The sequence below is a fragment of the Reticulibacter mediterranei genome (assembly GCF_016587455.1).
This window is the reverse complement of sequence record NZ_BNJK01000001.1, coordinates 6502660-6523268: the sequence shown is the minus strand read 5'-3', so window position 1 is coordinate 6523268 and position 20609 is coordinate 6502660. Positions and strand designations below refer to the sequence as shown.

The 20609-nt window shown below is 53.5% G+C and carries 21 protein-coding genes; 15 read left to right on the top strand and 6 right to left on the bottom strand.

What is annotated here, in order from left to right; translation table 11 throughout:
* Positions 1 to 33 precede the first annotated feature (33 nt).
* The 4 genes from K3T83_RS28285 (at position 34) to K3T83_RS28270 (ending at position 4089) form a co-directional block, all read left to right on the top strand.
* Positions 34 to 819, top strand: a complete 786-nt coding sequence (locus K3T83_RS28285; RefSeq protein ID WP_220206266.1) for an electron transfer flavoprotein subunit beta/FixA family protein — start codon at positions 34 to 36, stop codon at positions 817 to 819.
* 17 nt (positions 820 to 836) lie between these two features.
* Entirely contained in the window at positions 837 to 1802 is a 966-nt protein-coding gene (locus K3T83_RS28280) for an electron transfer flavoprotein subunit alpha/FixB family protein (protein ID WP_220206265.1), read from the top strand.
* A gap of 170 nt (positions 1803 to 1972) precedes the next feature.
* Complete coding sequence (locus K3T83_RS28275) at positions 1973 to 3706, top strand: 4Fe-4S dicluster domain-containing protein (RefSeq protein ID WP_220206264.1); 1734 nt, start codon at positions 1973 to 1975, stop codon at positions 3704 to 3706.
* Positions 3670 to 4089 carry a (Fe-S)-binding protein gene (locus K3T83_RS28270; protein WP_220206263.1) on the top strand — a complete coding sequence of 140 codons (420 nt, stop codon included), beginning with the start codon at positions 3670 to 3672 and terminating at the stop codon, positions 4087 to 4089. Before K3T83_RS28275 ends, K3T83_RS28270 begins: the two co-directional genes overlap by 37 nt.
* Positions 4090 to 4422: 333 nt before the next feature.
* On the opposite strand, the gene K3T83_RS28265 is transcribed toward K3T83_RS28270, so the two are convergent.
* A complete protein-coding gene (locus tag K3T83_RS28265) occupies positions 4423 to 5028 on the bottom strand; it encodes a class I SAM-dependent methyltransferase (protein WP_220206262.1) in 606 nt (201 codons plus the stop codon).
* Between the two features lie 111 nt (positions 5029 to 5139).
* Here K3T83_RS28265 and K3T83_RS28260 point away from each other — a divergent pair, with 111 nt between their 5' ends.
* Together K3T83_RS28260 and K3T83_RS28255 are read left to right on the top strand one after the other, a co-directional pair.
* Positions 5140 to 5643, top strand: a complete 504-nt coding sequence (locus K3T83_RS28260) for a MarR family winged helix-turn-helix transcriptional regulator (protein ID WP_220206261.1) — start codon at positions 5140 to 5142, stop codon at positions 5641 to 5643.
* A 133-nt stretch (positions 5644 to 5776) separates the two neighbouring features.
* A complete protein-coding gene (locus K3T83_RS28255) occupies positions 5777 to 7090 on the top strand; it encodes a hemolysin family protein (protein WP_220206260.1) in 1314 nt (437 codons plus the stop codon).
* On the opposite strand, the gene K3T83_RS28250 is transcribed toward K3T83_RS28255, so the two are convergent.
* Positions 7083 to 7244: a hypothetical protein gene (locus K3T83_RS28250; protein ID WP_220206259.1), complete on the bottom strand. Its 162-nt coding sequence runs from the start codon at positions 7242 to 7244 to the stop codon at positions 7083 to 7085. The two genes, K3T83_RS28255 and K3T83_RS28250, sit on opposite strands and share 8 nt — an antisense overlap.
* The gene (locus K3T83_RS28245) at positions 7241 to 8185 is read right to left on the bottom strand and encodes a nucleotidyltransferase domain-containing protein (protein WP_220206258.1); all 945 of its coding nucleotides are present in this window, start codon (positions 8183 to 8185) and stop codon (positions 7241 to 7243) included. Before K3T83_RS28245 ends, K3T83_RS28250 begins: the two co-directional genes overlap by 4 nt.
* 64 nt (positions 8186 to 8249) lie before the next feature.
* On the opposite strand from K3T83_RS28245, the gene K3T83_RS28240 reads away from it, so the two are divergent.
* From K3T83_RS28240 to K3T83_RS28215, 6 genes are all read left to right on the top strand, one after another.
* Positions 8250 to 8852 (top strand): amidohydrolase family protein, encoded by a 603-nt coding sequence (locus tag K3T83_RS28240; RefSeq protein WP_220206257.1) that lies wholly within the window; start codon positions 8250 to 8252, stop codon positions 8850 to 8852.
* A complete protein-coding gene (locus K3T83_RS28235) occupies positions 8849 to 9205 on the top strand; it encodes a Rieske (2Fe-2S) protein (RefSeq protein WP_220206256.1) in 357 nt (118 codons plus the stop codon). The genes K3T83_RS28240 and K3T83_RS28235 overlap by 4 nt, the downstream gene beginning before the upstream one ends.
* Before the next feature lie 25 nt (positions 9206 to 9230).
* Positions 9231 to 9665: a hypothetical protein gene (locus K3T83_RS28230; RefSeq protein ID WP_220206255.1), complete on the top strand. Its 435-nt coding sequence runs from the start codon at positions 9231 to 9233 to the stop codon at positions 9663 to 9665.
* A 141-nt stretch (positions 9666 to 9806) separates the two neighbouring features.
* Positions 9807 to 10577 carry a TrmB family transcriptional regulator gene (locus K3T83_RS28225; protein WP_220206254.1) on the top strand — a complete coding sequence of 257 codons (771 nt, stop codon included), beginning with the start codon at positions 9807 to 9809 and terminating at the stop codon, positions 10575 to 10577.
* A 50-nt stretch (positions 10578 to 10627) separates the two neighbouring features.
* Positions 10628 to 11881: an adenosylhomocysteinase gene (locus K3T83_RS28220; RefSeq protein ID WP_220206253.1), complete on the top strand. Its 1254-nt coding sequence runs from the start codon at positions 10628 to 10630 to the stop codon at positions 11879 to 11881.
* Positions 11882 to 11970: 89 nt separating this feature from the next.
* Positions 11971 to 12834 (top strand): NAD-dependent epimerase/dehydratase family protein, encoded by an 864-nt coding sequence (locus K3T83_RS28215; protein ID WP_220206252.1) that lies wholly within the window; start codon positions 11971 to 11973, stop codon positions 12832 to 12834.
* Here the strand turns inward: K3T83_RS28215 and K3T83_RS28210 are convergent, their stop codons facing one another.
* From K3T83_RS28210 to K3T83_RS28200, 3 genes are all read right to left on the bottom strand, one after another.
* On the bottom strand, positions 12835 to 13854 hold the full coding sequence (locus K3T83_RS28210) for an extracellular catalytic domain type 1 short-chain-length polyhydroxyalkanoate depolymerase (RefSeq protein ID WP_220206251.1): 1020 nt from the start codon (positions 13852 to 13854) through the stop codon (positions 12835 to 12837). It lies immediately after the preceding gene.
* On the bottom strand, positions 13851 to 14330 hold the full coding sequence (locus tag K3T83_RS28205) for an ATP-binding protein (protein ID WP_220206250.1): 480 nt from the start codon (positions 14328 to 14330) through the stop codon (positions 13851 to 13853). The genes K3T83_RS28210 and K3T83_RS28205 overlap by 4 nt, the downstream gene beginning before the upstream one ends.
* Before the next feature lie 88 nt (positions 14331 to 14418).
* The gene (locus K3T83_RS28200; RefSeq protein WP_220206249.1) at positions 14419 to 15570 is read right to left on the bottom strand and encodes an acyl-CoA dehydrogenase; all 1152 of its coding nucleotides are present in this window, start codon (positions 15568 to 15570) and stop codon (positions 14419 to 14421) included.
* Positions 15571 to 15935: 365 nt separating this feature from the next.
* Between K3T83_RS28200 and nusA the strand changes: the two genes are divergently transcribed.
* From nusA to infB, 3 genes are all read left to right on the top strand, one after another.
* Positions 15936 to 17126 (top strand): transcription termination factor NusA, encoded by a 1191-nt coding sequence (nusA, locus tag K3T83_RS28195; protein WP_220206248.1) that lies wholly within the window; start codon positions 15936 to 15938, stop codon positions 17124 to 17126.
* Positions 17120 to 17422: an RNase P modulator RnpM gene (gene rnpM, locus K3T83_RS28190; protein ID WP_220206247.1), complete on the top strand. Its 303-nt coding sequence runs from the start codon at positions 17120 to 17122 to the stop codon at positions 17420 to 17422. Before nusA ends, rnpM begins: the two co-directional genes overlap by 7 nt.
* 564 nt (positions 17423 to 17986) lie before the next feature.
* Positions 17987 to 20518 carry a translation initiation factor IF-2 gene (gene infB, locus K3T83_RS28185; protein WP_220206246.1) on the top strand — a complete coding sequence of 844 codons (2532 nt, stop codon included), beginning with the start codon at positions 17987 to 17989 and terminating at the stop codon, positions 20516 to 20518.
* Positions 20519 to 20609 lie beyond the last annotated feature (91 nt).

Sequence of the window (20609 nt, the reverse complement as noted above, 5' to 3'; positions counted from 1 at the left end):
TCCTACAACATCAAAAGACGAGGTACATTACCAATGAAGATTATTGTCTGCATAAAACAAGTACCTGACCCGAACACCACTGTCAGTAAGCTCGATCTAGATACAAAACATCTCGTGCGCACCGGTGTCTCGCTCATCCTTGATCCGGGAGACGAAAGCACGATCTCCGCCGCAATCAAGCTCCGTGATACACTTGGCAATAGCGAACTGATCGCCCTGAGCATGGGTCCAACCAGCGCTCAAGAGGGGATGCGCCGCGCCCTGGCGATGGGGGCCGACCGTGCTATTCTAGTGACTGATTCCGCGCTGGCTGGCTCCGATGCCTTGGCAACTGCACGCGTACTGGCAAGCGTGATTAAAAAGGAAGGAGCAGACCTGATCTTCTGCTCGACCGAGAGTACCGATGGCTATACCGGCATGGTTCCCGGCGGCATCGCCGAGTTTCTGGGCATCCCACAGCTAACCTTTGCCCGCGAAATCAAGGTGGAGGGCACAAAAGCGGTGATCAAACGCGTCATCCCCACCGGCTATAAAACCGTCGAGACCACATTGCCCGCGCTCGTCACGATTGCCAGCGGCTCGTTTGACGCTATTTACCCCACAATGAAAGGCATCATGGGAGCCAGAAAGAAGCCATTCAGCCAGTTAAAGATTGCCGATCTGGGCATCGACGCCTCGCAGGTTGGCGATGCTGGTGCCCGCGAGCGCATCCTGACCGTTGGGAAAGCGGAAGCACGCGCAGCCGGTCAGATCATTAAGGACGATGGCAGTGCGGCACAGAAAATCGGCGATTTCTTACAGCGTTATCAGTTACTTTAAGTGAGGAGAAGCACAACATGTCAAAGATGATCTGGGTGTTGATAGAGCTAGAAAACGGTCAACCGGTGCGCTCATCACTGGAAGTATTGGGGAAGGCGGCAAAGCTTGGACGCGCCGAGGCGATTGTACTGGGTGCAGCTGCAACTGAGGTTGCGCCAACGCTGGGCGAGTATGGCGCTGAAAAGGTATATGTACACGCCGAAGCTACCTACGATAACTATCTGACGCTACCTGCCGTTGAAGCCCTGAGCAACTTGCTACAGCAACATCAACCCGCACTGCTCCTGCTTGCTACCACGTATGAATTGCGCGATATCGCGGCTCGCTTGATGGTGCGCAACAACCTCGGCCTGATTACCGATGCAACGGACCTGACGTTTGATGGCGAGAGCGTGCAGGTGACGGTTCCCTGGGGTGGCGAAAACGTCGTGACGGCCACGCATCCTCATGGTGGTACTGGTATTGTTCTGGTGCGCCCCAAAGCGTTCTCGCTGGAACGCTATGAAGGTCGGCAGGCCGAAATCGAAACGCTCAACGTCTCTTTCAGCACTCAGGCACAGGCCATCAAAGTTCTTGATACCGTTGAGGTTGCCAGCGAAGGCCCGGCTCTGGAAGATGCCAACGTCGTTGTTAGCGGTGGACGCGGATTGGGCAAAGCGGAAAATTATCGTCTGGTTGAAGAACTTGCCAGCGCATTAGGTGGCGCTCCGGGTGCCACACGTGCGATTGTGGATGCTGGCTGGCTTCCCTATAGCTATCAGGTCGGACAAACCGGCAAAACCGTCAAGCCCACGCTCTATATTGCCTGTGGCATCAGCGGCGCGATTCAGCACCTCGCCGGCATGAAGGGTTCTAAATACATCGTCGCCATCAATAAAGATGAACACGCGCCAATTCTACAAATCGCGGATCTTGGTGTGGTCGGCGACGCGTTGACGATCCTGCCCACTCTGATAGAGGAGATCAAGAAACGCAAAGCATAGTGTTATAATGCTTTTGCGTCAGGCATATAATTATCAGGGTGCCTGTTTTAGGTGCCCTCGCTCAAAGGTGAGCGGTTATCCAGTGCAGGCGATGATGAAGAAGAGACAAGCATGATCGCCTGCCACGACAACAACCGCGCCGTCCAGCTTCTAGACGGAGGTTTCGCATTATGACGCCCCCTGCAATCTCGCCGACCGGAGGATGGATCGGCACAACGATCTTTATCATCATCTTCCTGGCCGCGCTCATCCTCTTCGGCCTTCGCGTTGGTGAGCTGGTCACATTGCTGGCAAAGGCCCGAAAGGAGAAGCGCAACGACCACATCGATGAGCGTATCGGTGATTTCTTCCTGATGGTGCTGGGCCAGAGAGGTGTGCTCCGCGATCCTCTTCCTGGTATTGCCCACTTTTTCACCTTCTGGGGCTTTATCATTATCCAGTTCGGTCTGCTCAATCTGATCCTGGGAGCATTCAATAGCTCCCTGCCGCTGCTGGGCGACAACCATGTCTTCGCGGCCCTGCTGGATGCCTTTATCGTCCTCGTCCTGATCGCACTGATCCTTTTCGCCATTCGCCGGGCGGTGTTTCACCCGGCCCAGCTCAAGAGCTTCCTGCACGGTCCCTGGGACGGCTATATCATCCTGGGCCTGATCTTTCTGGTGATTGCGACGCTGGCCCTTGTCGAGAGCTTCGAGTACGTCGCCAGCAATGGCGCGGCCTGGACGCCAATGGGCGCGTTTTTTTCTCCCGTCATTAGAAACGCCGGCACAGAAACGAGTGCCATCGCCTATCGTAGCTTCTGGTGGCTGCATATGCTGACGGTGCTGGGCTTCCTGATCTACCTGCCACGCTCCAAGCACCTGCATCTGCTGGCAACTCCGTTCAACGTCTTTTTCCGCAGCTACCAGCCAAAGGGCGCGTTGCCGCTATTGGAGGATCTCGAAGAGCGCGAGGACTACGGGGTCTCCAAAGCCGAGCAATTCACCTGGAAGCAACTGCTCGATGGCTATGCCTGTACCGAGTGCGGGCGCTGCAACACGGTTTGCCCCGCCACTAATACGGGCAAGCCGCTCTTTCCGAAAGAGATCATTCTGGGTGTCAAAGAGGCGCTCTTTGTGCAAAGCGATGCAATTCTCGGCGAGCATACGCTCTATAGCAAGCTGGGAATTGCAGGCATCAAAGCCGACAAAACAGCGGAAGAGCAGGAAGCGCATCACGAACCAATGATTGGCGGGATCATCTCCAAAGATGCGCTGTGGGCCTGCACCAGTTGTATGGCCTGCATGGAGATCTGCCCCGTCTCCATCGAGCATGTGCCAAAGATCATCGATATGCGCCGCTCGCTGGTGATGGAGGAGAGCGATTTTCCATCTGAGGTTACGTCGCTGTTTAACAACATTGAGCGCAACGGCAACCCCTGGGAGATCAGCAACGATACGCGCGCTGATTGGGCAGCCAGCCTGGATATTCCGCTGATGGGTGAGAATCCCGACGCCGACGTGCTCTACTGGGTCGGTTGCATGGGATCGTTCGATCAGCGTAACAAACAGGTTGCAACCTCGGTTGCCAAAGTTCTGAAAGCCGCCAACGTGAACTTCGCCATCCTGGGTCCAGAGGAATCCTGCACGGGCGATCCTGCGCGGCGCATCGGCAACGAATATCTGTGGCAGATGCAGGCACAGATGAATATCGAGACGCTCAACGGTTATGGCTTTAACACGGCTGCCGACAGTCACGAGCAGAATGGACAGACTGAAGATCATGTCGAGAAGCATCGCACGATCATCACGGCCTGCCCCATTGCTTCAATACCATCAAAAATGAGTATCCGCAGCTTGGCGGCAACTATGATGTTGTACACCATACTGTGTTTATTGATAAGCTGCTCTCCGATGGCAAGCTGAACCTACCCGAAGGCTTCGATAAACGCAAGCTCACGTATCACGATCCCTGCTACATCGGACGCTACAACGATGTCTACGACGAGCCGCGCCGGGTGCTGACCGTTCTTAATAGCAACGGCGTTACAGAGATGGGCAGAAACCGTAACAAGAGCTTCTGTTGTGGCGGTGGTGGCGGTCGTGCCTGGATGGAGGAGAAGATCGGCAAGCGCATCAACCAGACCCGCGTGAACGAGGCGCTAGCAACCAATGCCGAAGTGCTGGCTGCCGCCTGTCCCTTCTGCATCACGATGTTTGAGGATGGAGTCAAAGGCGTAGAGGCGGAAGAAAAGCTCAAGATCGAGGACATTTCGGAAATTATCGCTCAGGCGATTGACAAGAAATAGTACACGCACTTCGCAAAATGAAGGTATGGCATCACTCCTCTTGATAATGCCATACCTTCTTCTAGATCATCCTACTGCTGGCGTTGCCCGACCACACAAATGATTTCTCCCGGCACCCGGACTCTTCCATCCGCTATGGTATAAAGCCGAGCTGCTTCCGTAATCTCACGCCATATATTCGCTTGTTGTTCAGAACTCAAATGAGCAATCATAGCTTTAATAGGAGGAGCTATGTCCTGATGAAAGCATGTAAAGTCTTCAGCTCTGGTGAACTCCCATAAAACGGTCATTGGTTCACATTGCACATCAGCGAAACCAGCTTGTACAAAAGCATTAGTCAATGTGTCCGATATCAGCCAGGCTAAAAGGACCAGGTGTTCCTGGCGCTGGTGGTTGCAATTGAATATGCCGACCTATAACTATCAAAGGTAGGCTGGCAACTTGTGCTCTCTCCGCCGTACTCCAGACGGCCGCAGCCAATCGACCACCTCTTTTCAATCTCCGCCGCATACTATCCAATGTGGGGACAAGATTGGAGAAAAACATCATTCCCCAACGAGACAATATAGCATCAAAAGAGGCCTCCTGTAGATCAAGCTGTTCAGCATCACCTGCATGAAAAACGATATTCTGTATGTCAAGAGCAGCCGCTCGCTCCCGGGCTATCATCACCATTTGTGGAGATAGGTCGAAAGCAGTTACACCCCCTGTCGGGCCGACCTGACGAGCAGCAGTCATAGCAGGCTCTCCAATGCCAGTGGCAATATCAAGCACTTGCTGGCCGGGTGCAATTCGAGCCAGGGCAATCAGATGATCGCTAACAGTCTGCCCTGCCTGTTCAAATGTCTCCCACCAGGTAAGCCAACCAGAAGCTACACTATCCCAACTCTGGCGTTGCGCAAGTTTATATTGTGTCTGATCAAATGATGCGGTACTCATCAATTTTCTCCTATCTCTCCTGACAAACTAGGTAGATTTTCTACCAAAATCTATTATGATAGAATAGTAAGAAAATCTACCTAGTTTGTCAAGGGTCAGGAGACAAAAACCATGACTTCCAATCAACATCCAGACGTTTCTTTAATGGGGCTACATATAAATACCGTCTTGCAGGCTATACTTAATTGCATTCTTTCCTCTCTACATCAGGCAGGATTTGAAGATATTCGCCCAGCCCACCTCTCCATCTTTAGAAACCTTGTTCCGCACGGTCTTCATGTTAGCGAACTGGCAGATCGTGCAGGCATTGCCAAAGCTTCGGCCATCTATCTGATAGACTATCTAGAAGAGCGAGGGTATGTGGAGCGCGTTCCCGACGCTCATGATGGTCGGGCCACACTTGTCCAGTTCAGTGAGCGCGGCTGGTTAACATACGAAGTAGCAAGCTCAGCTACCCTTCAATTACAGAAAGAATGGGCCGAACTTGTGGGTTCAGATGAAATGCAGGTTTTTCTCGCTACTCTTGCACTTATCGCCAATCACGCAACGGCCCAACAAACGGAGCAAAATACCAGCCGGGCCCGCTTGCGTGGCAGGCGACACGCTGGCCTCTAAGATACGCCTTATATTGACATTTTCGCGATTGAACAGTTTTTCAGCGGGACGCTTGCTATGTTAGAATATAACGGCGATAAGAAATCTTTCATTCGCATGCACATACCATTTTGCAAAGGATATTCATATCATTATGGCTGATTTTATGGGCGTCGAAATCATCATCATCTTTGTGCTGATCCTGGCCAATGGTTTCTTTGCCGCCTCCGAGATTGCGATTGTGTCCGCGCGTCGTGGCCGTCTGCAACAGCAGGCAGATCTGGGCAAGAAAGGCGCACAACAGGCGCTTGATCTGGCAGAAAATCCCGACCGCTTCCTCTCAACCGTCCAGATTGGCATTTCACTCATCAGCACGCTGGCCGCCGCTTTCGGTGGTGCCAGCATCAGCGGCCCCCTCGCAAAATGGTTCACAACCATTCCGCCGCTTGCCCCTTACGCAAACACACTGGCGCTGGGCAGTGTGGTTGTCCTTATCACCTATTTCTCGCTGATACTTGGCGAACTGGTCCCCAAGCGCCTTGCGCTCCAAACAGCCGAGCGCATCGCCACGCTGGTTGCGCCGTTTATGGTGACGCTATCGAAGATTGCCAGTCCGGTTGTAGCAATGTTGACCTTTTCTTCTAATCTGGTTTTGCGGCTACTTGGGCAAAATGTCAAACGTTCGCAAGAGGTCACAGAAGAAGATATCGTCTATCTTACTCATGAGGCGACCTCAAGTGGTGCCGTCGAAGCAGGGGAGGAAGAGTTTATTGAGCGCATCTTCCGCTTTACGGACCGCCCAGTGAACACAATCATGACGCCGCGCACCGAAATTTCAGCGATTGAGGTAGACACGCCGCTGGATGCCGTGATCGAGACCTTTCTCAGTTCCGGCAATAGCCGCCTCCCCCTCTACGAAGATTCGCTTGATAACATCGTTGGCGTGCTATATGCCAAAGATCTGTTGCAAACCCGCGCGCAAGGCGGCGACGTGGATCTGCGCAAGTTGGCTCGCCCCCCGTTCTTTGTCTCCGAATATCAGCATGTAGACGATCTGCTGACCACTTTCCGGCGCAAAGGCATTCACCTGGCTATTGTGATCGATGAATACAGTCAAGTAATCGGTCTCGTCACGTTGGAAGACGTGCTGGAAGAACTGGTGGGAGAGATTCAAGACGAATACGATCAACCTGAAAACAACGCCTTTGTCCGGCGCGACGATGGTAGCTGGCTGGTTGATGCCATGACAGATCAGGAGACGGTTCGTGAAAAGCTGGGCATGCCGTCTCTCCCAGCGAATGAACATCCCAACTATCACACGCTGGCTGGTATGATCCTGGCCCACATCGGCAAGATCCCTGTGGTTGGCGATAAAGTAGTGATCGATAATTTCGTTTTTGAGATCGTCGATATGGACGGCAGGCGCATCGACAAGGTGCTGGTGCGAGAAAACAAACCGGTTAGTTAGCTGATTTTCGCTCATTGATGCCATCAATAAATGGAGCGGCGAGCGCTACCCGAATATGGGAGAGGCGATGGCTGGTCCTCGCCTGTTTTCTGTCCCCACGTCCCTGGGAAGCCGGGCGAGGACCAGCCATCGCCTCTCCCATATTTGCGGTCATCCAGCGCTTTTCGCCAACGCCACAGCAAGCTCTATCTCCTCATCTTGATATGCAATTCGATCTAACACCCACAACGCCATACGCCTTCCCTCTACATCCTCTGCCTGTAATTCGGACAGGAGAAACTCTTTATAGACAAGCAAGAAATAATTCTCAAAAGCCAGGGTTCTTGCACAAATCTCGCGCAGTTTGCGGCGCTCGGCATGGTCCGCTGGGAGGAGATAGTGCCATTTACCCCGACAATAGATATAGATATCCTCCAACAGTTGCCCCCACTCGTCCTGAAAGCTCTCCTGATATGCCCTGTAACACTCGCTTTTCCGCGTCACGTACCGCCCGGCTCGATATGCCAACAGAGCCGTCGCTGACCAACCTGTTAGCCGGATGAGATCTCTGGTACAATTCACCTCTTTACCATCAGGCAGGCGGAGTTTGCGACGGTCATAGCCGTAGAACTCGTCGAGAGGATCAGGATAATCCAGCGGATACTGTATCACTGTCGGACGATTGAATAGATGGACGGTGCGCCAGAGCGAGCTATGCATGCGATCGCGGGTCCATTGTGGCAAAGAGACCAGCGGCAGCTCATCGCGAATGTCTTCTCCATAGATGAGCAGGCTCCCCATTTTGAAATAGGGAGGCACGCCAACCGCCAACGTGTTTTCATCCGCAACGCCGATATCTAACTCAACGGCACTCAGCGCGCAACAATGCCGGGCCAGCGCATCGGCTCGTTTTTGCCCTCCGCTTGCCTCCCCTTTCAAAACGATAACCAGATCAATATCACTGGTGAAGACGGCGCTCTGATCGGCATAACTGCCTTCGATATAACAGGCCCGTATCTGCCCCGGAAAGGCCTGCTCGAAAATGCCAATTGTGGCTCGGAGGGCGATATTTGTTCGCTCATTCTCCGTTGATTGTAACAATACAATTTCTTGCAAAACTACTCCTCAAACCTTTTTTATACTATGCTCTCAATATGCTAATCTCTCAATCAATTCCACAGTGATACAGGTGCTTTTGCCCATCGGTCGCGATGCATACGGCGATCCCTTTTACCATCCCATTTTTGAAGCAGCCCAACGTCACAACTTGGTAGTAGCCTTCCACCATTCAGATCCGCTCAAAAGTACGCTGGGGAAGGGTCGCTATTATATCGAATGGCACGTTAACGTTTCACAGGGAGCCATGTCGATGCTGACGAGCCTTGTCTGCAACGGCGTTTTCGACAAATTCCCGGAGCTACAATTTGCCATTATCGAAAGTGGCTTTAGCTGGCTCCCCCACCTGCTCTGGCGCTTTGATCAGAACTATCGATCGCTGCATCTGGAAATTCCCTGGGTGAAGCAACTTCCCTCCAAACATATCCTTGAGCGCGTGAAATTCTCGACGCAACCAACAGAGGATTTTAGCGCCGCTAACTGGCTGCGGCTGATCGATATGCTCGGCACGGACCGGCTCTTTGTCTTTTCAACCGATTATCCCCATTGGGACTTCGACGCACCCGAAGAGTCCATCCCGGCAGAATTGCCCGCCGATTTGCGCCGCCGCATCCTCTACGAAAACGCCCGAGATCTCTATGCGCGCAAGCTAGGAGCGGACTTATGAGATATCGCGTCTGCCACATAGAAGATATCCCACGCGGGGAGAAACGGAGCTATACCATCAAAAATCTCCCCATTGTGGTCGTGCATAGCAAGCAAGGTGAATTTCACGCGATCTATGGTCGTTGCCCCCACCAGCATGCGGCGCTCGGCGATGGTGCACTGGTCGGCGAGACGAGGGCCAGCCAGCCCGGAGAGGCGTTTCACTATGAACGAGAGGGTGAGCTTCTACGCTGTCCCTGGCATGGCTTTAGCTTCGATGTCACCAATGGCACCTGCGTAGCGGCCCCGGAGCGTCTACGCGTCAAAACCTATGCCTTGACGGTCGATAATCAGGAGCTTTTTCTTGAAGTATAGCGCCCTTCTTTTTGCGAGGTAAAACATGACAACGCAAGACAACGAGACATACTCTCACCCAGCTCAAACGGCAGAAACGGGCGCTGATGAACTCGCTAATGCAATTGCCCGCGCCCTGATTGTCTCGCCCAAAATCCTCCTGATGGACGAACCGTTCGGCGCATTGGATGCTCAGACGCGCAACGATATGCAAAGCTTTCTGCTCGATCTCTGGCAAACGATGCAATCGACCGTCTTTTTCATCACACATGATGTCGAAGAGGCGATTCTGCTTGCCGACCGCGTTATCGTCATGAGCGCTCGCCCTGGCAGAATCGCGGCAGAATTTCCCATTACGCTGCCCCGACCGCGCACCTGGGATCATCTCGTGTTGAGCGAAGAATTTCTCGCCCTCAAACGCGAAGTGTTAGGAGTGCTCCGCCCCGACCTGACTCACACTGTGCCCACCGCTCATAGATAGCATGTTCGGTGGGCATAGCCCTCTGATAGCAATCATCCACTTTTTCCCGCCTGTTGACAATCCCCAACCGTTTGCTTGCAATTTCCAGAGTTTCCGTGTACACTAGTAACCATCACAGGGGTTACTAATTTGGAGATAGCAATGACGACAGTTGAACTGTTACAACAACTCGGATTAAACAAATACGAGGCCGAGGCGTATTATACCCTGCTCTCGCGGGGACCACTCACAGGCTATGAAGTGGGAAAATACTCGCAGGTGCCTCTCTCGCGCAGCTACGAAATTATGGAGCGATTGACGGAGAAGGGACTGGCGCTTGTGCAGCCTGGCGATCCGCCACGCTATAGCGCACAGGAGCCACAACAATTCCTCTCTCACGTTCGCTCGACGATGGAGGCAACGCTCAACGCGCTCACCACCTCAATTGCCGCCCTGAGCAGAACTGATAGCAGTGGCGAGTTCTGGGTCGTGCGTGGCCCGCAGCATGTGCTGGCAAGGGTGCAAAACATGATCGAGCAGGCTCATACTTCCATAACTCTGGCGGCGCCGGCGCATATTCAAGCGGAACTCGCTCATCTGCTCATTGCAGCGCAGGAGCGTGGTTGCGTCATCCATCAATATACGCGCGTCGAACAGAGCATGCAGGCAGCGGAGACGATTCTGCTCCTCCGCGATGAACAGGAAGCGCTGGCAGGAATGCTGGCGACATCATCTCAGGCAGTGGTGAGTTCTAACACAGCACTACTCGCTGTGTTTGGCGGTTATTTCGCGCATCAACGCCTCATGGGTTTTGCTACGCCGTTGCCAGCGCTTCCCTCTGCCATGCCATCACATCAAGATGATTGGCTGGCCTGGGAGGAGCGCAAACAGCGTCGACTGTGGAAGACCAACGGCGGCCATCGCGTCGCCTAACTCTCCAAACTTAATAGTGGCCCGACAATAGCAAATGAAAGGGATAATTCGTGAGTTACGATATTCGTGATCTCGCGCTGGCCCAACGCGGCCATCAGCGCATCCAATGGGCATCTCGTCATATGCCAGTTCTCAATCAACTCAAGGAAGAGTTTGCCACCGAGCAGGCTTTTCGCGGCAAGCGCATTGCCGCCTCGCTCCATATCACCACCGAGACAGCCGTGCTGCTCTCCGCTCTTCAGGCAGGAGGAGCAGAGATAGCGCTCAGTGCTTCTAATCCGTTGTCCACAAAAGATGATGTCTGTGCAGCACTGGTGGAAGATGGCATCCATGTCTATGCTCAATATGGCGAGGATCTGCCGACCTATCAGTGCCACATCAAACAAGCGCTCGCCATCGATCCGCATCTGGTGATGGATGATGGCGCTGATCTTATCATTGCGCTGCACAACAGCCCGGCAGGAGGAAGCGTGGTTGCTGGTATCGAGGAGACAACCAGTGGAGTTGTACGCGCCAGAGCGCTCGCGGCCGATAAATTATTGCGCTTCCCCGTGATCGCCGTGAACGATACGCCGACCAAGCACTACTTTGATAATCGCTACGGGACCGGGCAGAATACCATCGATGGCATCCTCCGAGCGACAAACACCTTCCTGGCAGGTGCAACCCTGGTCGTTGCAGGTTATGGCTGGTGTGGACGAGGCATCGCTATGCGTGCTCGTGGCATGGGGGCCCGCGTGATTGTGTGTGAGATCAATGCAATCAGGGCGCTTGAAGCGGTGATGGACGGCCTGCAAGTCTTATCGATGGCCGAGGCCGCCCCGCTTGGCGATATCTTTGTGACTGCTACCGGCATGGCTGGCGTGATTCGCCCCGAACATTTCCTGGCAATGAAAGACGGTGCATTGCTTGCCAACTCCGGCCATTTCGACGTTGAGATTGACGTGGCAGGATTGCGCCAGATTGCCACCGGAGAGCAGGAGGTTCGCGAGCATCTCAGCGAGTATCAGCTTCCCAATGGTCGCGCGGTCTACCTGCTAGCTCAGGGCCGCTTAGTTGGACAGGTCGCAGCCGAAGCCAGCCCAGCCGCCGTCATGGATCTCAGTTTTGCCGATCAGGCGCTCTGTACGCACTACCTGCTGAACGCACAACATCAGCTTGCGCCGGGCGTCTATGATGTGCCCTCAGATATCGACGAGCGCGTTGCTCAATTGAAATTGCAGGCGCTTGACATCAAGCTCGATACGCTTAGCCCGGAACAGGTAGCGTATCAACATTCCTGGCAGTATGGAACGGAAGGATAACACGCTTTTCGCATCGTCGTCGATCGATTTATCGCGCATTTCTGCTTTTGCGCGATAAATCGATCGGCGACACAGGAAGGATAGAGATCATGCGAGTTCTGATTACGGGTAGTTCGGGACAACTTGGAGCGACTATCGCTGAACAGCTTGCGGTCAAGCATGAACCGGTTGGCATCGATAGGATACCCGGGAAATGGACGCAGCATATTGTCGATATCAGCAATCGAACAACGTTGTTTTACCTTGCAAAAGGCATGGACGCCATCATTCATATCGCCTCACTGCACCATCCTCATATCGCCACACATTCTCAACAATCCTTCATCGAAACCAACGTGACTGGCACGCTCAATTTGCTGGAAGCGGGTCTCCAGGCTGGTATTCAGCGTTTCGTCTACACAAGTACTACCTCGCTCTACGGCCATGCAATAGTGCCGTCCGGTCAAGCGGTCTGGGTGACTGAAGATCTTCAACCGCGCCCACGCGATATCTACGATCACACAAAAATCATGGCCGAAAAGCTCTGCTATCACTTTGCTCTGCATATGGGCCTGCCCACTATCTGCCTGCGCGTTGGACGCTTTTTCGCGCAACCCCCGGACTTGCTGGCAATCTACCGACTGTATCGAGGCGTGGATGTACGCGATGTGGCTGCAGCCCATATGCTGGCTGTCACCAATCAGCAGATCCATTGCGATACATTCAATATTGCTGCGCGCTCTCCCTTCCAGCAAAGCGACACGACCCAGTTGTTCCACAATGTTCCAGTCGTATTGCGCCGCTATGTTCCCGATATAGATCAGCTATTCGCGCGCTATGACTGGCAACTGCCTGCAAAGATTGATCGAGTCTATGCTATTCAAAAGGCAGAGCAGATGTTGGGATATCAACCTGCGTACAACTTCACGGAATTTATAGCAGAGTATGAAGCGACGCTGCCTTCCCAACATTGATCAGGGCAAGCGATATTGCTGGAAGAATTGCCAGCCAGCGGTCGTTGCCGAGATCGTACGGGTGACGACGCCGTTAGGAGAGGGCATCGTCGCATCGGGCCAGGCGTGACCTCCACCCTGAATACGATAATGCTCCACCATCGCGCCGCCCTGACAACTGGTCCATTGAAAGCCGGTAACATCGGCCCGCTGAAAAAAAATCGTGGGGCTACCAGTGCAGCCGTCGCGCTCTGCCCATCCCTGCATTGTTTGCATCACTGGCAAAAAGCCCGGAGCGGGGCCACCATTGTAATAGACTATCGGATCGCTTGTCCCGTGAAATTCCAGATATGGTATCGGTCGCGTCGGATGACATCCCCCAACAATGCGGTAAATCGCTGCTGCGACCGGCGCGACAGCAGCGATACGCCCTGCCATCTGACAGGCCAGCAAATTTGTCATGCCGCCACCGTTAGACATCCCTGTAACGTAGATGCGATGAGCATCCACACATAACTGTTGCTGTAGCGCCGTCAACAGATCGCTGAAGAATAAGACATCATTAACATGGGGAGTGATCCTCCCGCCGGTTGCCCAGCCTGTCTTTCTATCAGACCCAAGCGTGCCCTGCGGATAGACCACCAGAAAATGCTGCTGATCAGCCAGCACTGAATAGCTTGTATTGCGCTCCTGCCAGCTCGCCGTTCCGCCGTGACCGTGAATATTAAGCACCAACGGTGCCGGTCGCTGGGGATCATAGCCCACAGGCACATGGAGCCGATATTTGCGCGGGATATTTCCTGAGCTTATCGTCTGATCAACCGACGTTCCAGGCGCAGCAGGGGCAGCTTTTCCGCAGCCGGTCGTGGTGACAGGAGCGTTGACGATGCCTGCATGAGCTGTTGTAGTAGGGGTTGTGCCAGAAGAGGCGGTTGGTCTGGGCACGGTCATGGAAGCATTGGCGCGATAGCCGCACCCGCTGATGAACAGCATGAGGAGCGCTCCCGCGACAAGCCACCTCCCTGTATCTTTCATCGTCATCCGCTTGATCCTCTCGTATCGTGTTCTTGCCACTCGGAAATCTCAAACGTGAAATCGTCACAGGCCTGCACAGAAAAAAGCTGAGCAAATCCTTCTGCATATATTGGACGTACGAGCCTCTTTGCAGTTGCAAAAATGGCGATATTGGGCACGCGTTCTTTGCCGACCCGCAGCTGATTGCGCTCCAGACTCTTTTTTACCTCTGGTACAAAATAATACCCGATCACCGTAGCACCATACTGTTGCCCCAGTTGAATTAACACGGCACGATCTTCTAGCGTTGGATTAGTATTATCAACGACGACCGAGCGATTGGCCTGAAGCTCTTCCTCAATCAGTTGCAGTTGCCGCCTTGCTGGCCGCCTGTTATTTTGCAACAAATCTTTGCTCACATATGCATAGTCTTCCCCGAAGTGTTTTTGATAGAAGGTACTTTTGCCAGAACCTTGCAGGCCAATAAAAATTACTAATTCCATTTTTTACATACCCTCCCTGCTCAATTTATAGACATAAAAAATGAGCGCGATTATCTATCGCGCCCACTCAACCATGCTCACATTAGCATTAGAGGGCTTCCGAGAGAAGCGCACGCGCAATCACGAGGCGCTGAATCTGGTTGGTCCCCTCGTAGATCTGGGTGATCTTGGCATCGCGCATCATCCGCTCAGCAGGATACTCTTTCATGTACCCATAACCGCCGAGTACTTGAATGGCATCGCCGGTAACGGACATGGCGGCATCGGAGGCGAACATCTTTGCCATCGCGGAATATTTGCCAAAGCTCACATCGCCACGATCAATCATCTCTGCCGCATTATAGACCAGCAAACGAGCCGCCTCGACTTTCGTTGCCATATCCGCCAACATAAACTGAATGCCCTGATTTTCGGCGATTGGACGATTGAACTGGACGCGCTGTTTGGAGTAAGAGACGGCCAGATCAAGTGCCCCCTGAGCAATGCCCAGAGCTTGAGCGCCGATGCCGGGCCGTGTGCGATCCAGCGTCATCATAGCAATCTTAAAGCCGTCGCCCTCGCGCCCAAGCAAATTTTCAGCCGGCACCTCACAATCCGTAAAGATCAACTCGGCGGTTTGCGATCCCTTGATCCCCATCTTGTCTTCGACGCGCCCAACCGCAAAGCCTGGAAAGTCGTCTTCCACGATAAAAGCGCTGATGCCGCGCGTGCCGGCATTGGGATCGGTCAGGGCGAAGATCGAATTAACGTGAGCGAGGCCACCGTTTGTAATGAAGCGCTTGGAGCCATTAAGAATATATTTATCGCCCTGCCGCACGGCACGGGTTTTCATTGCTGCCGCATCAGAGCCGGAGCCAGATTCGGTCAACCCAAAAGCTGCCAACCATTCGCCACTGGCGAGGCGTGGAAAATATGTGCGTTTTTGCTCATCGGTGCCAGCCAACATGATAGGGAGAGCGCCCAGCTGTTGTGCGGCCAGGATGAGGCTGGTGGTGGCGCAGCAACGGGCCAGCTCTTCAATCGCCATCACAATTGCCAGCTCGCTTGCTCCCACACCGCCATACTCAGTGGGAAAGGGCATCGCCAGGATATCCTGTTGTGCCAGCAGTTCTTTGATATCCCAGGGAAATTGCGCTGTATGATCAATCTCGGCGGCGCGCGGTGCCACGCGTTCCTGCGCCAGTTCACGAATTGCCTCGATCAGTGCTTTCTCGTCCTCGTTGACATGAGTAACAGCCATAGGTGGTACTCCTTTATATTCACGGATCAACACTAAACTAACAGGGCTAATCAATAAGGAGTATATCATAACCCGGTTCCACAAGGACGGTTAGCTCTACAATGTCAGACAGAATAACACAATATGGAATAAAAAGGAGCTAGAGAACGTTATTTACTGTAGATGTGGAAGCATTCAGCAAGGCGATCATGCTGGCCGTCTGATTTACAAAATAAATATTCCATGATATAATACAAGCAGAATTGAGAAACTTTTTTGAGAAAAGTGGGCATCCGTCCACTTTTCTGTTTGCCAGAGACTTTTTTTCTTTGCACACGAAAAATTGATGTCGTTTCTACTGGGCACCAGCGGGAGGAATAAGGCATATGAGGAGCGAATTTCAGGCGGCTATCGCACAACTGATTGCCGAAAAGGGACTACCCCGCGAAGTGGTAATGGAGACGGTTGCGACCGCCCTACTAGCGGCGTACCGCAAGAGTTTTGGTGGCGGTGAGAATGTCCGCATTGAGGTGGATAAGAATGGAGAAGTACACGTCTGGGCATCCAAGCGTGTCGTAGCCCAGGTCAAAGATCTAAACGAGGAGATCTCTCTGGCAGAGGCACAGCGTCTTTATCCGAAAGCGGCCCTCGGACAGTTTGTCGATGTTGATTCTTCATTCATCTTCGCACGTATTCCTACGCAAACAGCGAAACAGGTTATCTTGCAGCGTATCCGTGAGGCAGAACACGAACACCTCTATGAGCAGATAAAAAATTGGGTTGGTGAAATCCGTCTTGGCACTCTCACGCGCAAAGATCCCGTTCGCGGCTGGCTGCTTGATTTCGACCTCGATAAGACCGACAAAATTGAGGGTATCATGCCTCCCAGCGAAGAGGTGCCGACCGAGCGCTATCGTACAGGGCAGCGCATCCGCGTCTATGTCTATGATGTACGCCGGGTGCAGGGACGGATGCTACAGATCCTGGTTTCGCGCACGCACCGCGACCTTGTTCGCCGCTTGTTTGAGTCGGAGGTTCCAGAAATCTATGAGGGAACTGTCGAGATTAAAGCCATTGCACGCGAACCGGGTAGCCGCACGAAGGTAGCTGTTGTTTCACGGCAAGAAGGGCTGGACCCGATCGGCTCATGCGTCGGTGTGCGAGGATCACGCATCAATAATACCGTTCACGAGCTAAATGAAGAGAAAATTGACATCATCCAGTGGAGTCCTGATCCGGCAACATTCGTGGGACATTCGCTGAGTCCGGTGAAGCCACTGAAAGTGGAACTACGCGAGTCAGATCATACCGCGCTCGTCACCGTTCCAGAGAAGCAGTTGTCTCTCGCCATAGGAAAAGACGGACAAAATGCACGTCTGGCCGCCAAGCTTACCGGCTGGCGCGTCGATGTCACCAAACCGGCAGAAGGTGAGGTCTACGAAGAGATCCAGGAGGACACGCAAGAAGCTGTCACCTCGTCTCGCCGGGAACGTCGTCACGAGGGCGGCAACAACAAACGCGGTGGGGGCCATCGCAACAGGCATAATTATGATAGAGAGCAAGGGGAGAGATGGTAAAAACGGCAAGTAAACAGACAAAACGACCAAAACATGTCCCTTTGCGCACCTGCATCTCCTGTCGGGAAACGAAATCCAAGCGCGAGCTTTTGCGCGTTGTGCGGACACCCGATGGGCATGTACTCATCGATGATACCGGCAAGAAATCGGGACGCGGAGCGTATCTCTGCGCTCGTCTCACTTGCTGGAAAAATGCCCTGAAAAGCAAGCGTCTCGAACACGAATTTGAAATAGCGATCTCCGATGAAGACCGCGCCAATCTGGAGGCATACGTGGCAACGCTGCCCACTGACTAAAGTTGGCTAGAAAAAATATTCATCGGGGTAATACTTTCAAAATAGTGTATAATAAGGTACGTAGTTTGCGTCAGAGTATCCTGGCGAAATCGAACTGTCATACGTTGCAAGGATTCATCAAGTAAGCTATAGTATCCACGAGTCTGGCGGTTGCTCGTCAGACGTTTGATAAGTAATCAGTTCACAATTTTAGCAATCGCCATGTAGTTTTTCTGCCCTCCACCGGGAGGGCAGGCAGTCTTCAATACTGGCATCCAATCTTCAGGTTGGATGAGGATTGAACAATGTGTCGTCGTTTTATCTCTACTCTTTATAGAGACACAGCCCCTCGTCTAAAGGGCAGTTGTAGCAGCGAATGTTTGCGGAGCGAAGCTATGATTAAATAAACATAGCCACTAACGCCAGAGAGCGCAGACGAATATACGCCTGGCACTGCACCAACGAGGGTCTGTCTCCCTCTCCTCTATAAAATGGAAGGGGTGACAGACCTTTTCTATGGCTGTGAAGAGAGATTTCCGTCGCCAACCATTGAGGCGCATCATATGATAGAAGGGAGTCTTCTTCATGAGAGACACATCTGATTTTACAGATGGTACCGAGCAGGCAAAATCGGTAAACCCTAGATCGAGAACGACAACGGCCCGCTCTAAACCAGAAGGCACTGTACCAGGCAATCAAGAACAGGAAGCAAGACCGGCACCTCGGCGTCGTTCCCCCAATCAACAGGGCCAGACACGTTCTCATAGCGGAAACGAAAATACACGTCCGCATAACGGAAACGAGAATAGTACTACGGCAACGTCTACACCTGCTCCCCATGCGCGTCCGGCACAGGGTCAGCAGCAACATTCATCTGGTGGTTCGCAACGTGGTGGAGGCAATTATGGACAACGCTCTAATAATTCATATACCACCCAACGTTCACATCCAAACACTAACAACGCAACAGGGCAGGCCCAGCAGCGCCCGGCAACCAATCAGGCAAGCGGAGGAGCAACTGCACCTGCGCGGCCTGCACAGCAGCGTCCTGGCGGGAACGGGCAGAGGCATACGACGCACGCTCCCCAGCAGCAACGCTACCCAGCTTCGGGCGGTACGACGGGTCCACAACAGGGGTCACATCCCGCTGGAGGGCAGAGATACGGACAGCGCAATACCGGGGGTGGCACAGCCACGCGTCCTGGCGCGCCCACACATACAGGCGGCCCGGGTCGCTCAGGGCCAGGCCGTTCAGGTTCAGGTCGCTCAGCTCCTCCGCGTCAGTCTCCAGCCCAACGAGCGGAGCGACGTGCAGCAGCCGTAAAAGAGAAACCAACCGGACCAGTTTCTCTCCCACCACAGATCGTCGTCAAAGATCTGGCCGATCTGTTGCAAACCACGCCAAACGAGATCATTCGCACGCTGATTAAACACAGCATCTTTGCAAATATCAATCAGGTGGTGGAGTACGAAAAAGCAGCACTGATCGCTCAGGATCTTGGTTTCGAGCCAAGCCAGACGGCAGCGACAAACTCATCAGCAACGACGGGCAACGGCGAACGCCAGCTCTCTGCAAGCGAGGCGATGGTAAACGCTCGCAGCGACGAGCAGACCATCAGCGTCCCACCGGTTGTCACCATTATGGGTCACGTCGATCATGGAAAAACATCTCTGCTCGACACCATTCGTAAGACGAAGGTTGCTGATGGTGAAGCAGGTGGCATTACGCAGCACATCGGCGCGTATCAGGTCGAGGTTAACGGGAAGAAAATCACCTTCCTGGATACCCCTGGTCACGAGGCCTTTACCGCGATGCGTGCGCGCGGCGCTCAGGTAGCGCATATTGCGATTATCGTTATCGCGGCTGATGATGGTGTGATGCCACAAACGCGTGAAGCTATCGATCACGCACGTGCGGCGAAAATGCCAATCATCATCGCACTTAATAAGATCGATCGGCCAAATGCGAATCCTGATCACGTCAAGCAGCAGCTTGCCGATATCGGCCTCCTGGTTGAGGAATATGGCGGTGATACCGTCTGCGTCCCCATTTCCGCGAAAAAGAATATCGGCATCGACGATCTGCTCGACTACATCCTGCTGGTGGCAGAGCTACAGGATATTCGCGCCAATCCCAACCGTCCCGCAACCGGCGTCATTATCGAGGCCAAGCTGGAGAAGAACAGCGGCCCACTGGCAACGGTGCTGGTTCAGCAGGGAACGCTCAAGATGGGCGACAACATCCTGGTTGGTACGACTGCTGGTAAGGTTCGCGCCATGTTCAACGATCGTGGCAAGCGCATCCAGAAGGCACCACCCAGCACGCCTGTTAGCATCATGGGCCTGCCGGAAGTCCCCCAAGCTGGCGATCAGCTAGAGGTGGTTGCCGACGAGCGCACAGCCAAACAGCGCGCACAACAGGAAGCGGAGAAGCGGCGCAACGAATCGGCCCCGCTCGGCCAGGTCAGCCTTGATACTCTGTATACACAGATGCAGGAGGGCAAGGTCAAAGAGCTAAATGTGGTGCTGAAGAGCGATGTGCAGGGTTCTGCTGAAGCTGTGAAGAACGCGCTCTCGAAGATCGGCGAAGAGAACATGAAGGTTCGTCTGATCCGCGAGGGTATCGGCAATATCAGCGAGACCGACGTTCACCTGGGTGCCGCCTCTGGCGCTATCGTGATTGGCTTCAACGTCAAGACCGATGGCGCGGCGCAACGCGAGGCCCAGAAAGAGGGCGTCGAGATCCGCTACTACGATGTCATCTATAAGCTGATCGATGACATTCAAGCGGCCCTGGCTGGCATGCTGGAACCAACATTCCAGGAGGTCATCGAGGGACATGCAGAGGTCGTTCAGATCTTCAAAGCTGGCAAGACACTGATCGCTGGCTGCCGCATCACCGATGGCAAGATCACGCGTTCCTCGCAGGCACGCGTACTGCGTAAGGACGAAAAAGTCTACGACGGGAAGATCGCATCCCTCCGTCGTGGCAAAGATGACGTACGCGAGGTCTTAACTGGCTACGAGTGTGGTATTCTCCTCGAAGACTACAATGAGGTTGAAGCTGGAGATATCATCGAAGCATATGCGCAAGAGCGTGTAAAAGCTGGAGCATAAAGAACGAGATTGCAAGGCATGTGCAATGACAACGGCCCCGTATCGGGGAAGGGCAACCCCTCCCCGATACGGCGCGTTGCCGTTGTAGATG

What these genes read in the sequence shown, in the direction of transcription:
- K3T83_RS28285 (WP_220206266.1), top strand. Translation starts at nt 34, where the DNA reads ATGAAGATTATTGTCTGCATAAAACAAGTACCTGACCCGAACACCACT.
- K3T83_RS28280 (WP_220206265.1), top strand. Translation starts at nt 837, where the DNA reads ATGTCAAAGATGATCTGGGTGTTGATAGAGCTAGAAAACGGTCAACCG.
- K3T83_RS28275 (WP_220206264.1), top strand. Translation starts at nt 1,973, where the DNA reads ATGACGCCCCCTGCAATCTCGCCGACCGGAGGATGGATCGGCACAACG.
- K3T83_RS28265 (WP_220206262.1), bottom strand. Translation starts at nt 5,028, where the DNA reads ATGAGTACCGCATCATTTGATCAGACACAATATAAACTTGCGCAACGC.
- K3T83_RS28260 (WP_220206261.1), top strand. Translation starts at nt 5,140, where the DNA reads ATGACTTCCAATCAACATCCAGACGTTTCTTTAATGGGGCTACATATA.
- K3T83_RS28255 (WP_220206260.1), top strand. Translation starts at nt 5,777, where the DNA reads ATGGCTGATTTTATGGGCGTCGAAATCATCATCATCTTTGTGCTGATC.
- K3T83_RS28250 (WP_220206259.1), bottom strand. Translation starts at nt 7,244, where the DNA reads ATGACCGCAAATATGGGAGAGGCGATGGCTGGTCCTCGCCCGGCTTCC.
- K3T83_RS28235 (WP_220206256.1), top strand. Translation starts at nt 8,849, where the DNA reads ATGAGATATCGCGTCTGCCACATAGAAGATATCCCACGCGGGGAGAAA.
- K3T83_RS28230 (WP_220206255.1), top strand. Translation starts at nt 9,231, where the DNA reads ATGACAACGCAAGACAACGAGACATACTCTCACCCAGCTCAAACGGCA.
- K3T83_RS28225 (WP_220206254.1), top strand. Translation starts at nt 9,807, where the DNA reads ATGACGACAGTTGAACTGTTACAACAACTCGGATTAAACAAATACGAG.
- K3T83_RS28215 (WP_220206252.1), top strand. Translation starts at nt 11,971, where the DNA reads ATGCGAGTTCTGATTACGGGTAGTTCGGGACAACTTGGAGCGACTATC.
- K3T83_RS28210 (WP_220206251.1), bottom strand. Translation starts at nt 13,854, where the DNA reads ATGACGATGAAAGATACAGGGAGGTGGCTTGTCGCGGGAGCGCTCCTC.
- K3T83_RS28205 (WP_220206250.1), bottom strand. Translation starts at nt 14,330, where the DNA reads ATGGAATTAGTAATTTTTATTGGCCTGCAAGGTTCTGGCAAAAGTACC.
- K3T83_RS28200 (WP_220206249.1), bottom strand. Translation starts at nt 15,570, where the DNA reads ATGGCTGTTACTCATGTCAACGAGGACGAGAAAGCACTGATCGAGGCA.
- nusA (WP_220206248.1), top strand. Translation starts at nt 15,936, where the DNA reads ATGAGGAGCGAATTTCAGGCGGCTATCGCACAACTGATTGCCGAAAAG.
- rnpM (WP_220206247.1), top strand. Translation starts at nt 17,120, where the DNA reads ATGGTAAAAACGGCAAGTAAACAGACAAAACGACCAAAACATGTCCCT.
- infB (WP_220206246.1), top strand. Translation starts at nt 17,987, where the DNA reads ATGAGAGACACATCTGATTTTACAGATGGTACCGAGCAGGCAAAATCG.